Source organism: Hymenobacter sp. UYAg731 (assembly GCF_054061335.1).
The window spans coordinates 485,437-498,318 of record NZ_JBSSEC010000002.1 but is presented as its reverse complement, the minus strand read 5'-3'; the positions used below and the strand labels follow the sequence as shown (position 1 = coordinate 498,318).

Annotated in this window: 14 protein-coding genes; 12 read left to right on the top strand and 2 right to left on the bottom strand. The window is 63.2% G+C overall.

The annotated features are described in order from the left end of the window. From atpE to ACVWYF_RS06570, 6 genes are all read left to right on the top strand, one after another. Positions 1-276 (top strand): ATP synthase F0 subunit C, encoded by a 276-nt coding sequence (gene atpE / locus ACVWYF_RS06595; protein WP_168671467.1) that lies wholly within the window; start codon positions 1-3, stop codon positions 274-276. Between the two features lie 134 nt (positions 277-410). After that, positions 411-911, top strand: a complete 501-nt coding sequence (atpF, locus tag ACVWYF_RS06590; protein ID WP_457065868.1) for a F0F1 ATP synthase subunit B — start codon at positions 411-413, stop codon at positions 909-911. A 96-nt stretch (positions 912-1,007) separates the two neighbouring features. Beyond that, entirely contained in the window at positions 1,008-1,568 is a 561-nt protein-coding gene (gene atpH, locus ACVWYF_RS06585; protein ID WP_457065866.1) for an ATP synthase F1 subunit delta, read from the top strand. A gap of 84 nt (positions 1,569-1,652) precedes the next feature. Next, positions 1,653-3,236, top strand: a complete 1,584-nt coding sequence (atpA, locus tag ACVWYF_RS06580) for a F0F1 ATP synthase subunit alpha (protein WP_457065865.1) — start codon at positions 1,653-1,655, stop codon at positions 3,234-3,236. Between the two features lie 90 nt (positions 3,237-3,326). Continuing rightward, positions 3,327-4,211 (top strand): ATP synthase F1 subunit gamma, encoded by an 885-nt coding sequence (atpG, locus tag ACVWYF_RS06575; RefSeq protein ID WP_457065863.1) that lies wholly within the window; start codon positions 3,327-3,329, stop codon positions 4,209-4,211. A gap of 243 nt (positions 4,212-4,454) precedes the next feature. Then, the gene (locus ACVWYF_RS06570; protein WP_457065861.1) at positions 4,455-4,808 is read left to right on the top strand and encodes a T9SS type A sorting domain-containing protein; all 354 of its coding nucleotides are present in this window, start codon (positions 4,455-4,457) and stop codon (positions 4,806-4,808) included. Positions 4,809-4,872: 64 nt separating this feature from the next. On the opposite strand, the gene ACVWYF_RS06565 is transcribed toward ACVWYF_RS06570, so the two are convergent. Then, the gene (locus tag ACVWYF_RS06565) at positions 4,873-5,565 is read right to left on the bottom strand and encodes an HAD family hydrolase (RefSeq protein ID WP_457065859.1); all 693 of its coding nucleotides are present in this window, start codon (positions 5,563-5,565) and stop codon (positions 4,873-4,875) included. A gap of 69 nt (positions 5,566-5,634) precedes the next feature. On the opposite strand from ACVWYF_RS06565, the gene pafA reads away from it, so the two are divergent. From pafA to ACVWYF_RS06550, 3 genes are all read left to right on the top strand, one after another. Next, a complete protein-coding gene (gene pafA / locus ACVWYF_RS06560) occupies positions 5,635-7,341 on the top strand; it encodes an alkaline phosphatase PafA (RefSeq protein ID WP_457065857.1) in 1,707 nt (568 codons plus the stop codon). Between the two features lie 189 nt (positions 7,342-7,530). Further along, positions 7,531-8,082, top strand: coding sequence for an inorganic diphosphatase (locus ACVWYF_RS06555; protein WP_457065855.1), 552 nt, complete (start codon positions 7,531-7,533; stop codon positions 8,080-8,082). A gap of 138 nt (positions 8,083-8,220) precedes the next feature. Continuing rightward, positions 8,221-9,072 (top strand): hypothetical protein, encoded by an 852-nt coding sequence (locus ACVWYF_RS06550; RefSeq protein WP_457065853.1) that lies wholly within the window; start codon positions 8,221-8,223, stop codon positions 9,070-9,072. Between the two features lie 69 nt (positions 9,073-9,141). On the opposite strand, the gene ACVWYF_RS06545 is transcribed toward ACVWYF_RS06550, so the two are convergent. Then, positions 9,142-10,668 (bottom strand): NAD(P)H-hydrate dehydratase, encoded by a 1,527-nt coding sequence (locus tag ACVWYF_RS06545; protein WP_457065851.1) that lies wholly within the window; start codon positions 10,666-10,668, stop codon positions 9,142-9,144. Between the two features lie 37 nt (positions 10,669-10,705). On the opposite strand from ACVWYF_RS06545, the gene ACVWYF_RS06540 reads away from it, so the two are divergent. From ACVWYF_RS06540 to sdaAA, 3 genes are all read left to right on the top strand, one after another. Then, a complete protein-coding gene (locus ACVWYF_RS06540; RefSeq protein WP_457065849.1) occupies positions 10,706-11,245 on the top strand; it encodes an RBBP9/YdeN family alpha/beta hydrolase in 540 nt (179 codons plus the stop codon). 101 nt (positions 11,246-11,346) lie between these two features. Then, on the top strand, positions 11,347-11,811 hold the full coding sequence (gene msrB, locus ACVWYF_RS06535) for a peptide-methionine (R)-S-oxide reductase MsrB (RefSeq protein WP_457065847.1): 465 nt from the start codon (positions 11,347-11,349) through the stop codon (positions 11,809-11,811). Between the two features lie 101 nt (positions 11,812-11,912). Beyond that, positions 11,913-12,818 (top strand): L-serine ammonia-lyase, iron-sulfur-dependent, subunit alpha, encoded by a 906-nt coding sequence (gene sdaAA, locus ACVWYF_RS06530; protein ID WP_457065845.1) that lies wholly within the window; start codon positions 11,913-11,915, stop codon positions 12,816-12,818. Positions 12,819-12,882: the final 64 nt, after the last annotated feature.

Sequence of the window (12,882 nt, the reverse complement as noted above, 5' to 3'; positions counted from 1 at the left end):
ATGTTACTCTCTTTGTTTTTGCAAGCAGTTGCCATGGCAGCTAACTACGGTCCCGGTCTGGCAGTAATGGGTGCCGGTATCGGTGCCGGTCTGGTTGCTTTGGGCGTGGGCCTGGGCATCGGCCGCATCGGCGGCAGCGCCATGGATGCTATCGGCCGTCAGCCGGAAGCTTCGGGCAAAATCCAGACGGCCATGATTATCGCCGCCGCTCTGATTGAAGGTCTGGGCCTGTTCGCAGTCGTAGTCTGCGTGCTTATCTGGACGAAACTCGTTTAGTCACGGGCCGGGCTTCGGGCCCGGAAGTAGTTGGAAGCCCGCCGCCCGCTGCTGCAATACGCAGTTGGCGCGGCGGGCTTACCTGCTCCTAATCTGTTATCCGATTAGTTGACTTTTTCTAAAAAACAATCGCAATGCTGCCAGCTTTTTTATCCCCTGAACTCGGCCTGATTTTCTGGCAACTGGTTATCTTCCTGCTGGTCTTGTTCCTGCTGGGAAAATTTGCCTGGAAGCCGATTCTGCTCGCCCTCAAGGAGCGTGAAGACAACATCGAAGGCGCGCTGCGCATGGCCGACCAGGCCAAAATCGAGATGCAGCAGCTGAAAGCCGGCAACGAGAAGTTGCTGACCGATGCCCGCCTCGAGCGCGACCGCATGATGCAGGAAGCCGCCGTTATGGCCAACCAGTTCCGCGACACCGAAAAAGCCCGCGCCACTGCCGAAGCCAACACCATCATCCAGCAAGCCCGCGAAGCCATCCAACAGGAGAAGAACGCGGCCCTGGCCGAAGTGAAAAACACCGCCGCCAAGCTCTCGCTCGACATTGCCGAGCGCATCCTGCGCCGCGAGCTCGCCGACCCCGCTGCCCAAACGCAACTGGTCGATTCCTACCTGAAAGACGTAAAATTGAATTAACGGTTAATGATTAACGGTCAATGGTTAGGGCACATGCGCTAGCCATTGCACCGCAGAAATTAATCCTTAACCATTAATCGTTAACCACTACAAAATATGGCTGACCAACGAGTAGCGGCCCGCTACGCCAAGTCGCTCCTCGACTTGGGCCAAGAGATGGGTACCCTGGACGCAGTGAAAGCGGACATGGACCTGCTGAGCAAGACCATGGCCGATAGCCGCGAGCTGCGCCTGTTGCTGCGCAACCCGATTGTGAAGCACGACAAGAAGCTGGCCATCCTGAAGGCCATTTTCGAAGGCAAAGTGTCGGACATGACGTTGCGCTTCTTCACCATCCTCACCGATAAAAACCGCGAGTCGGCCATCGAAGGTATTGGGCCGGAGTTTCTGGCGCAATACAATGTGTTGCAAGGTATTCAGTCGGCCCAAGTAACGTCGGCCACGCCGCTCACGCCGACCGCCCGCGCCGAAATGCAGGCGCTGGTGACGCGGGAAACTGGCCTTACCGAGGTACAGCTCACCGAGAAGGTGGACCCCGAGCTCATCGGCGGCTTCGTGCTGCGGGTGGGCGACAATCAAATTGACGATTCCGTGCGGACCAGCCTTCGCAAGCTGCGCACGTCGCTGCAAGAAAATTCTTATCAACCACAACTGTAGGGTATAGGGCAGTTGGGATGGGGGACACATTTCCTCTGTTCCCATCCCGTATCCCTCGTTCCCTATACCTTATTCCCCCCCCAAATGGCAGAAGTACGTCCGGATGAAGTCTCCGCAATCCTGCGGCAGCAACTGTCCAATTTCAAGTCCGAAGCCGAGCTGGAAGAAGTTGGCACCGTGTTGCAGGTTGGCGACGGCGTGGCCCGCATCTACGGCCTGAGCAAAGCCCAGGCGGGCGAACTGATTGAGTTCGAAAACGGCCTCCAGGCCCTCGTGCTCAACCTGGAAGAAGACAACGTGGGTGCCGTGATGCTGGGCGACTACTCGGCCATCCGGGAAGGCGCTACGGTGAAACGCACCAAGAAAATCGCCTCCATCAAGGTGGGCGAGGGTATTGTGGGCCGCGTGGTGAATACGCTGGGCCAGCCCATCGACGGCCGTGGTCCCATCACGGGCGAGCTGTACGAGATGCCTCTGGAGCGCAAGGCTCCCGGCGTAATCTTCCGCCAGCCCGTAACCGAGCCGATGCAAACCGGCATCAAGTCGATTGACGCGATGATTCCGATTGGCCGTGGTCAGCGTGAGCTGATTATCGGTGACCGCCAGACCGGTAAGTCGGCCGTGGCCATCGATACCATCATCAACCAGCGCGAATTCTTCGAGGCCGGCAAGCCGGTATTCTGCATCTACGTGGCCATCGGCCAGAAGGCTTCCACGGTAGCCCAGGTGGTGCAGGCCCTCACCAAGGGCGGCGCCATGGACTACACCGTGGTGGTGTCGGCCTCGGCTTCCGACCCGGCTCCGCTGCAGTTCTATGCGCCTTTCACGGGTGCGGCTATTGGTGAATTCTTCCGCGATACGGGTCGTCCCGCCCTCGTGGTTTATGATGACTTGTCGAAGCAGGCCGTGGCTTACCGCGAGGTGTCGCTGCTGCTCCGTCGTCCTCCGGGCCGCGAGGCGTACCCCGGCGACGTGTTCTACCTGCACAGCCGTTTGCTGGAGCGGGCCGCTAAAATCAATGCTTCGGACGAGATTGCGAAGAACATGAACGACCTGCCCGAGAGCATCAAGCACTTGGTGAAGGGTGGCGGCTCGCTGACGGCTTTACCCCTGATTGAGACGCAGGCCGGTGACGTATCGGCCTACATCCCGACCAATGTGATTTCGATTACGGATGGCCAGATTTTCCTCGAGACCAACCTGTTCAACTCGGGCGTGCGTCCGGCCATCAACGTGGGTATCTCGGTGTCGCGCGTGGGTGGTAACGCCCAGATTAAGTCGATGAAGAAAGTGGCCGGTACGCTGAAACTCGACCAGGCCCAGTTCCGCGAGCTGGAAGCCTTCGCCAAGTTCGGCTCCGACCTCGACGCCTCGACCAAGCTCACCATTGAGCGCGGCCGTCGCAACCTGGAGATTCTGAAGCAACCCCAGTACTCGCCCGTGAAGGTGGAGGACCAAGTGGCCATCATCTACGCCGCCACCAACGGCCTCCTCGACACCGTGCCAGTGAACCGTGTGCGCGAGTTCGAGAAGGAGTTTGGCCAGGTAATGAACTCGCGCTACCCCGACGTGCTGAAGGCCCTAAAAGCCGGCAAGTTGGAGGACGCCGGCACCAAGGCCATCCGCGAGGTAGCCAAGGACGTTTCGGCGAACTACGCTGTGAAGTAAGTTGTCAGTTATCGGTTGTCAGGTGTTAGCTCCGGCTAATGACTGACGACCACCTGACAACTGACAACCAACAACTGACAACAAGTTTAAATGGCAAGCTTAAAAGAAGTCCGCAACCGCATTCAGTCGGTGAGCAGCACGCAGCAGATTACCAAAGCCATGAAAATGGTGGCGGCGGCCAAGCTGCGTCGGGCCCAGGACAACATCGTGCGGATGCGGCCTTACGCCCAGCGTTTGAATGCCATCCTGACCAACCTGACCCGCAACGCCGACGATGACATCGTGAGCGACTACGGCGTGGCCCGCGAGGTACGCAAGGTGCTAGTTATTGCCATCACCTCGGACCGTGGTCTGGCGGGTGCCTTCAACACGAACGTGTTCAAGGGCGTGAACGCGGCCATTGCTTCGCGCTACGGGAGCCTGCCAGCGGCCAACATCTCGGTGATGGCCATTGGCAAGAAGGCGCACGACTATTACACCCGCAAGGGCAACATCGTCGGCGACTATACCCACGTTTTCGCCAAGCTCTCGTTTGAGACGGTGCGGGCGGCAGCGGAAGTGGCAATGGACGGTTTCCGCAACGGCACTTATGACGAGGTGGTGATGGTCTACAACGAATTCCGCAACGTGGCCACGCAGATTATCCGCACGCAGCTGCTGCTGCCGCTGGTGCAGGAGGCCGCGCCCGCCACGGCCACGCCGGAGGCCAACGTGGACTACCTGTTCGAGCCTTCGAAGGCCGAAATCGTGCAGACGCTGATTCCGCAATCCATCAAGATTCAGCTCTACAAGGCGGTGCTGGAAAGCAACGCTTCGGAACACGGCGCCCGCATGACGGCCATGGACAAAGCCACCGACAATGCCGGTGAACTGCTCAAGGCCCTCAAGCTGACCTACAACCGCACGCGTCAGGCGGCCATCACGACCGAGATTCTCGAAATCGTGGGTGGTGCCGAGGCGCTGGCGGCGGGGTAATTCCTGTTCTGCTATACAATTTTGAAGCCCCTCTTCCGTTGGAAGGGGGGCTTTTTTATGGGGAATGAGCCAACGATGACGCTGGTTTTTGAGTAGGAGGGGCGGAGTGGCGGCGATTATTGAGGAACGAGCGAGGTAGATGAGCAGACCGATTATGACTTCACTATAGAGCATACCACGGGAAACAGGGGCAACGCTGGCTACCGACCGTCCCGATGTTATTTTACCAATCCTATTAACGTTATGATAAGCATTGTGTTATCGCCCCGCATGGGCCTGTTGGCCGTGCCGGTATTGCTGGAACTGTGGGGGCCGGCGGCCGGCGCGCAGACGCTGGCCCCGCCAATGGACGTGAGCGTGTACCCCAACCCGGCGCATATCCGGGCCACGGTGCAGGTGCCGGCGGTGCCGGGCGCGGATACGGCCACCGTGACGCTGACCGATGGCCAGGGCACCACCGTGTTTGAACAGCCCGTGAGCCTGACCGCCGCCGGTGGCACGGCCGAAGTGCCGCTGCTGGGCCGCGCCCCCGGCCTGTATCGGGTGCAGGTGCGGGCCGGCGAGCAGCGCGTGGCCCGGACGCTGAAGGTGGAGTAGGGCCTTCTCAAGTGCTCCAGCTTGTAAACGGCTTCGTGCTGCGCAGTTGGCTATGTAAGCCCGTTTAGCCGCGCCGCTTCTGCGGCCTGGGCACTTCGGGCTGCTGTTGAAGCAACTCCAGTAGCCGGGCGGGGGTGAGGGTGGTGAAGTCGTTGATGACGGTGAGCGGGGCCTGAAAGTCAGCTGCCTTGAGGGTGGTGGCTACGCCGATGCAACGCATGCCGGCGCGGTAGGCGGCCTGCTCGCCCAGCACGCCATCCTCAAACACGATGCAGTGCTCGGGGGCCATGCCGAGCTGGCGGGCCGTTACCAGCCAGGTATCGGGGTGGGGCTTGCCGTGCTTCACGTCGGCCTCGCCCACAATCACGTCGAAGTAGGGGCGCAGGCCCAAGTGGTCCACGATGTAACAAATGGCCTCCTCGCCCGAGCCCGTGCCCAACCCGATGGGGTGCCCGGCCGCCCGCGCCGCCTTCAGAAACGCCGTGAGGCCGGCCACCTCGCGCCGCTTGTGCCAGAACAGCACCCGGTAGAGGAATTCGCGCTGGGCCACGTAGGCCTCGCGCTGCTTGAGGGGCACGGGGTGGCGGAAAACGTGGGTGAGAATCTCGGCGGCGGGCATGCCGTTGAGGCGCTTGAGCAGGCGCAGGGCGTTGGTGGTCAGGCCGAGGTCGCGGAACAGGAGCTGGAAGGAGCGGGCGTGGGCGGCCGTGTTGTCGACGAGCACGCCGTCCATGTCGAAGATGAGGGCGGGTTTCATAACGCTGGGTACGCACGGCGGGGGAGGCGCGGCGGTATCTTTGCCGGGCTTTCGCTCATTTGCCTATTCATGAAGAGACTCCTTGCTTTAGCTTTCCTGGCCCTGCCCACGCTGGCGGCCAAACCCGCCGAGCCCGTGCCGCGCCCCAAGCTGGTGGTGGGCATCGTGATTGACCAGATGCGCTACGACTACATTTACCGCTACTGGAGCAAGTACCCGGCCGGCGGGTTCCGGCGCTTGCTGGGCGAGGGCTTCAGCTACGAAAGCTGCCACTACAACTACGTGCCCACCTACACCGGCCCCGGCCACGCCAGCGTGTACACCGGCACCACGCCGGCCGGGCACGGCATCATCGGCAACAACTGGTGGGTGCGCGAGGAAGGCCGCGAAACCTACGTGACCGAGGACAAGACCGTGCAGGCCGTGGGCGGCACGGCGGCGGCCGGCCAGATGTCGCCGCGCTACCTGCTCAGCACCACCATCACCGATGAGCTGCGCCTGGCCACGAACTTCCAGGCCAAAACCATTGGCATCAGCATGAAGGACCGGGGCAGCATCCTGCCCGCCGGCCACTCGGCCACCGCCGCCTACTGGTACGACGGCACCAACGGGGCCTTTATCAGCAGCACGTTCTACCAGCCGGCTTTGCCCGATTGGGTCACGAAGTTCAATACCGCCCACCACGCCGCCGACTACCTCGCCAAGCCCTGGAACACGCTGCTGCCCATCGCCGACTATACCGAAAGCTCGGCCGATGACGTGCCGTGGGAAGGTGCGTTCAAGGGCGAAACCAAGCCCGTGTTTCCGCACGACCTGCCGGTGCTCTCGGCCGGTGCGCCCGCTTCGGTGCAGCCCGCCCTCAAGAACTCGGGCGAAACGAAGAGCCAGCCGGCCCTCACCCAGAACCTCGACCTCATCCGCAGCACACCCTTCGGCAACAGCCTGACCACCGACTTTGCCCTCGAAATCCTGCGTCAGGAGCAGATGGGCCAGCGCAACATTACCGATTTCCTGGCCCTGAGCTACAGCTGCACCGACTACGTGGGCCACCAGTTCGGCCCCAACTCCATCGAAGCCGAAGACACCTACCTGCGCCTCGACCGCGAGCTGGCCCGCCTGTTTGAGGCCCTGGACAAGCAGGTGGGCAAGGGCCAGACCCTCGTTTTCCTCACCGCCGACCACGCCGCTGCGCACGCCGTGGGCTTCTCGCAGGCCCACCGGCTGCCCGGCGGCGGCGTGGGGCCGTCGGTGATGCGCGACTCGGTGCAGCGCGCCTTGGTGCGCCAGTACGGCCCCGGCCAGTGGGTGCTCAGCTACGAAAACCAGCAGGTGTACCTCAACCGCCCGCTGCTCCAGAAGAAGAACATTGACCTCGGCAAAGCCCAGCAGGCCGTGGCCGCCGCGCTGCTCACGCTGCCCGGCGTCACGCAGGCCCTCACCGCCCTCGACCTCCAGCGCGCCCACTGGAGTGAGGGCCTGGGCATGTACCAGGAAAATGGCTTTTATGCCCCGCGCTCTGGCGACGTGCTCACCGTGCTGGCCCCCGGCTGGCTCGAAGCCTACGCCTACCCCGTGGTGAAGGGCACCACCCACGGCTCGGCCGGCGCGTATGATACGCACGTCCCGCTGCTGTTCTGGGGCTGGGGCGTGAAGCACGGCGAGTCGTCGGCTGCCGTCCACACCATTGACATTGCGCCCACCATCGCGCAGTTTCTGCACATCCAGGAGCCCAGCGGCTGCTCGGGGGTGCCGTTGCGCGAGGTGCTGGGAAGGTAGAAAGTAGCGTGGACTCTGCGAGTCCGCGAGTGAGCGTAGCGAACAGCCACGACCGCATCATATGCCCAATGTTCGCTGCGCTCACTCGCGGACTCGCAGAGTCCACGCTACATTTTATTAACAAACTCCCTCGTCTACTCGTAATTTTGATATCCCCAGCTGCCAGGTCGGCAGCTGTTCATCCCTCTTATGACCCACTTTAACCCCTGGCACGACGTGTCGCGCGGCGACGAAACCCCTACCGTCGTCCAGTCCATCATCGAAATCCCCAAAGGTAGCAAAGGCAAGTACGAGCTCGACAAAGAGAGCGGCCTGTTGAAGCTGGACCGCGTGCTGTTTTCGGCCGTGCATTACCCGGCTGCCTACGGCTTCATCCCCCAGACCTACTGCGACGACAAAGACCCGCTCGACATTCTGGTGCTCTGCTCGGTCGATATCGTGCCCATGTGCCTCGTGGAGGCCAAAGTCATCGGCGTGATGCAGATGGTGGACCAGGACGAGGAGGACGATAAAATCATCGCCGTAGCGGCCCACGACATCTCGGTGAACCACTACAACGACATCTCCGACCTGCCCCCGCACACGCTGCTCGAAATGCAGCGCTTTTTTGAGGACTACAAGGCCCTGGAGCACAACAAGCACGTCGTAGTAGAGCAATTTCTGGGCAAGGAAGATGCCTACCGCATCATCAACGACAGCATCAAGCTTTACGAAGAAACCTTCGGCGACCGCAAGGCTTAGCCGAAATTCCCCCCGCTACAAAGGCGAAGCCGAACCCTGTCAAGGTTCTGCTTCGCCTTTTTTAGGTTTGCGCTACAGGCCGGCAGTCGGGCTGATTTACCTTCGTTCGTGGATTCTTCCTCTTCCTTGGTCGCCCCTGTGGCTGCCCGTAGTGTTCTGCGGCGGGCCTTCGATGCGCTGCTGTTTAGCAGCGGGTGGCTGGCCGGGGCCGCCGCCGCCCAAACGGCGGCCAGCTTCCGCCGCTGGTCCGCCGCTGACGGCGGCGTAAGCTACCGCGTGGTGGCGATGGTATTCGCCGCCACCCTGCTGGTTTATAACCTTGATGCGGTGCTGCCCTTCAAGCACTTGCAGCCGGCCGGCACCTCCGGGCGCAAGGCCTGGCAGCAGCGGCACCGGCGCGGGCTGGCGGCGCTGGCGGGCGTGGCGGCGCTGGTGGCCGGCTACTTGTTTCTGGCCGATGGCTGGTGGCGCTACTTGCCGGCGCTGCTGCCGCTGGCGGCACTGGCGCTGCTGTATTCGTGGCCGCTGGGGCGCTGGCGCGGGCGGCCCCGGGCCTTGCGCGAGGTGCCGCTGCTCAAGATATTTCTCATCGCGGGGGTGTGGTCGGCCATCACGGTGGGGCTGCCCACGCTGGCCCTGCACCGCCCCCTGGCCGAGGCCGTGGGCCTGCTGGCCCAACGCTTCTGCCTGGTGCTGGCCCTGGCCATCGTGTTCGATATCCGCGACCTGAGCCGCGACCGGGCGGCCGGCACCCGCACCTTCCCGGTGGTGCTGGGCCAGGCCGGGGCCAAGGCCGTGGCGCTGGCCTTCCTGGCCGCCGCCATGCTACTGGGCTTCGAGCGCGGCGTGGCCCCGCTGGGGCTGCTGCTCACGGGGCTCTCCGCCGCCACGGTTATCCTGCTGGCCAATGAGCGCCGCAGCGACTACTTCTTCGCCTTCCTGGCCGATGGGGTGCTGCTGGTGCCGGCCGTGCTGTATTTCGTGGGGTAGCATAAGCTTTAGCTTGTGCATCGTTAAACGGTATGCACAAGCTGAAGCATGTGCTACACGAAGCGTGTACTACCCCTCCACCAGCGCCGGCCCAATGTGCCGCACGATATCGCCCGCCACCAGCCCGGCTTGCCCGGTTCGGGCAGCCGCCAAATCGCCGGCCCGGCCGTGGGCGTACACGCCCAGCCGCACGGCCTCGAAGGCCGGTAGTTGCGCGTGGGCGCGCAGAGCCAGCAGCAGGCCCGTGAGCACGTCGCCGCTGCCGCCGGTGGCCATGCCGGCATTGCCGGTGCTGTTGAAGTGCAGCTTGCCGGTGGGGGTGGCTAGGCAGGTATAAGCTCCTTTCAGCACGACCAGGCAGCGGTATTTGATGGCAAAGTCGCGCAGCAGCTCCAGACGGTGGTAGTCGTCGCGGGCGGGCTCGGTGAGGCGCTCGAACTCTTTGGGGTGGGGGGTGAAGACGGTATTTTCGGGCAGCAGCTTGAGCAGCTCGCGGTGGCTGCCGAGGAGGTTCAGCGCATCGGCATCGATGACGAGAGGCAGGGGATGGCCGGTTTTTGCAAGCGGCTTGGCTGCCGCTTTCAGCAGCTTGCGCAGCACGGCCAGGGTAGCGTCTTCCTGTCCTAGGCCGGGGCCGATGCCCACGGCCTGATAGGGCAGCAGCTTGGGCAGCTTGCTGATAAAATTGACCTGCTTATCCGTCAGGCACATGGCCTCGGGCTGGCTGATTTGGAAGATGTCGTAGCCGCAGCCGGGAACGTGGGCCGTGAGCAGCCCCACGCCGCCGCGCAGGCACGCGCCCGCCGCGAGCACGGCTGCGCCCATTTTGCCCCGGCTACCAGCTAGTAGCAAGGCGTGCCCAAAGGTGCCCTTGTGGCTGAATTTCGGACGCGCCGGCAGTGCGCCGGCCACGGCCACGGCATCGGTGTAGTGCCAGGGCGTTTCGGCAGCGGCAATGAAACGGGCGCTCAGCCCAATGTCTTTAACCTCCCATTCGCCCACAAATTCCGCATTCTGCGGCAGCATGAAAGCCAGCTTGGGCAGGCCGAAGCTCACGGTGTGGGCGGCGCGCACTACCGGGCTATCGGCCGGCTGGGGCGCATCGGCGAAGAGGCCGCTGGGCAAGTCGATGGCTATAACGCGGGCCTGAGCACCGTTTAATTGCTGAACCACGGCCGCCGCCACTCCATCCAAAGGGCGCGAAAGGCCGGTGCCGAACAGGGCATCAATGACGAGGGCATCTTTGGCAACGGTGGGCAGGAATTGCGGCGATAAGTCAACCACGGGCACGGCGGCGGGCAGGTGCTTGCGGTTGTGCTGCCAGTCGGGCGAGTGCTTTTCGGCGGGCAGTAGGGCCACGCGCACGGCGTAGCCTGCCTGGAGTAGCAGCCGGGCGATGGCTAGGCCGTCGCCGCCGTTGTTGCCGGGGCCGCAGAGAATCAGGGTTTCGCCCGCTTCGACTGGCGTGAAGCGGCTGGTGAGCCACTGCACGAAAGCGGTGGCGGCCCGCTCCATCAACTCCACCGAAAGCAAGTGTTGCTCCTGAATGGTGGCTTGGTCGAGGTCCCGGGTTTGGGCGGCGGTCAATATTTTCATAGTAATTGGGAAAGGAATGGAGCAACTACTTTTGGGCATGCAAGAAACCACCCGCGTCTTCATCGTACCCGGCCTCGGCAGTTCGGGCCCCGACCATTGGCAAACGTATTTTGAGCGCACGCAGCCGGATTTTACCCGTATTGAGCAGCGCGAATGGGATTGCCCTGACCGCGCCGAGTGGGTCGAACGGCTCGAAGATGCCCTCGATGGTGAAGACCTGAGCCAGGTGGTGCTGGTGGCCCACAGCTTGGGCTGCGCCACCATCGCGCACTGGGCCGGCCGCTACGGCCACCGCATCAAGGGGGCATTGCTGGTGGCACCCAGCGACGTGGAAACCGCGCACTATGCCGCTTTCCCCACCACTGGCTTTGCGCCCATGCCGCTGGCCCGGCTGCCCTTCCCGAGCAAAGTCGTGTTCAGCCAGAACGACGAATGGGCAACGCCCGCCCGCGCCCGGCAGTTTGCCGAAGCCTGGGGCAGCGAGCTGGTCGATATCGGCGAGGCGGGACATATCAACACGGCCAGCGGCTACGGCGACTGGCCAGCGGGCCTGGTGCTGCTGGAGTCGCTGCTGTAAGGAAAGTGCCGGGGGCGCGTCTATCCGGGACGGCCGAAAACCTCCCGGCCCCGGCCGCGTTTACCTTATTCCTGCCGCTTTCCTTCAAATAACTCCCCAATATGCAAACCTGGAACGACGTTATCCGCCTCGCCAACCATCCCACTCCCTCGCCCCGCCGGGTGGAGAAAACGCCCGCCGAGTGGCGCGCCCAGCTCACGCCCGAGCAGTATCACGTTACCCGTGAGCACGGCACTGAGCGTGCCTTCACCGGCGAATACTGCGAGGCCCACGAGGCCGGCCTCTACGCCTGCGTGTGCTGCGGCACGCCGCTTTACGACTCGCGCACCAAGTTCGAGTCCGGCACCGGCTGGCCCTCCTTTACCCAGCCCGTGGAGGAAAGCGCCATTCGCTACAAGAAGGACACCAGCTACGGCATGACCCGCATCGAAGTGCTCTGCAACGTGTGCGATGCCCACCAGGGCCACGCCTTCCCCGACGGTCCTGCGCCCACCGGCCTGCGTCTGTGCATCAACTCGGCCAGCGTGAAGCTGGTGACGGAAGCGGCCCAGCAACCCGCTGCGTAGTCGCCGTCGGCCCCAATCCGGTAGCTTTATGCCCCGGCCGAAGACACCTTCGGCCGGGGCTTTGCGTTTACTCCTTTTTCGGCCTCATTCCCACCCGCACCATGTCATTGCTTTTCAACGATTTCGCCTCCTGGGGCGCGCACTGCGCCGAAACCGGCGAACCCCTCTACCAGCCCGTCCTCGCTTACGAAATTGAGCAGAAGGGCCGTACTGAAGACGAAATCTGGACCGGCCTGCAACGCGCCTACGACGTGATGCGCGACGCCGTGAAGGAAGGCCTGACCGGCGACATGACTTCTCGCTCGGGCATGATAAACAACGGGGCCAAAAAGATTGCCGCCTCGCCCGTCACTGTCCTTTCGCCCGAATTCAAGCAGCTCATTACCCGGGCTTTGGGAGCCAAGGAGGTGAACTCCTGCATGGGCCGCGTGGTGGCCGCGCCCACGGCCGGGGCCTCGGGCATCCTGCCCGGCGTGTTGGTCACCATCCAGGACTTGCACAAGCTGAGCGACCGCCAGATTCTGGAGGGCTTGCTCGTGGCCGCCGGCATTGCCCTCATTATTGAGCAGAATGCCTCGCTGGCCGGAGCCGTGGGTGGCTGCCAGGCCGAAACCGGCTCGGCCGCCGCCATGGGCAGCGGGGCCATCGTGTACTGCCTGGGTGGGCCGGTCGAGCAGGTGTTTGCCGCCGTGGCCGTCACCATCCAGTGCATGCTGGGCCTGGTATGCGACCCCGTGGCCGGCCTGGTGGAGGTGCCCTGCGTGGTGCGCAACGCTTCGGCGGCGGCTATTGCCTTCAGCTCGGCCCAGATTGCCATTGCCGGCATCGACCCGGTTATCCCCGTCGACCAGTGCGTGGCGGCCCTTGGCGAGGTGGGCCAGGCCATGGAAACCCGCTACAAGGAAACCGCCCTCGGCGGCCTGGCCGCCACCAAGCGCGGCAAGGAAATCGAGAAGATGGTGCTGGTGCAGGACGTGAACATTCTGCCCGACGAGGCCGACCACTAAGCCCTGCCAACAACGCACAAAAAAGCCCCGCTGGCATTGCCAGCGGGGCTTTTCAATGTTAGCC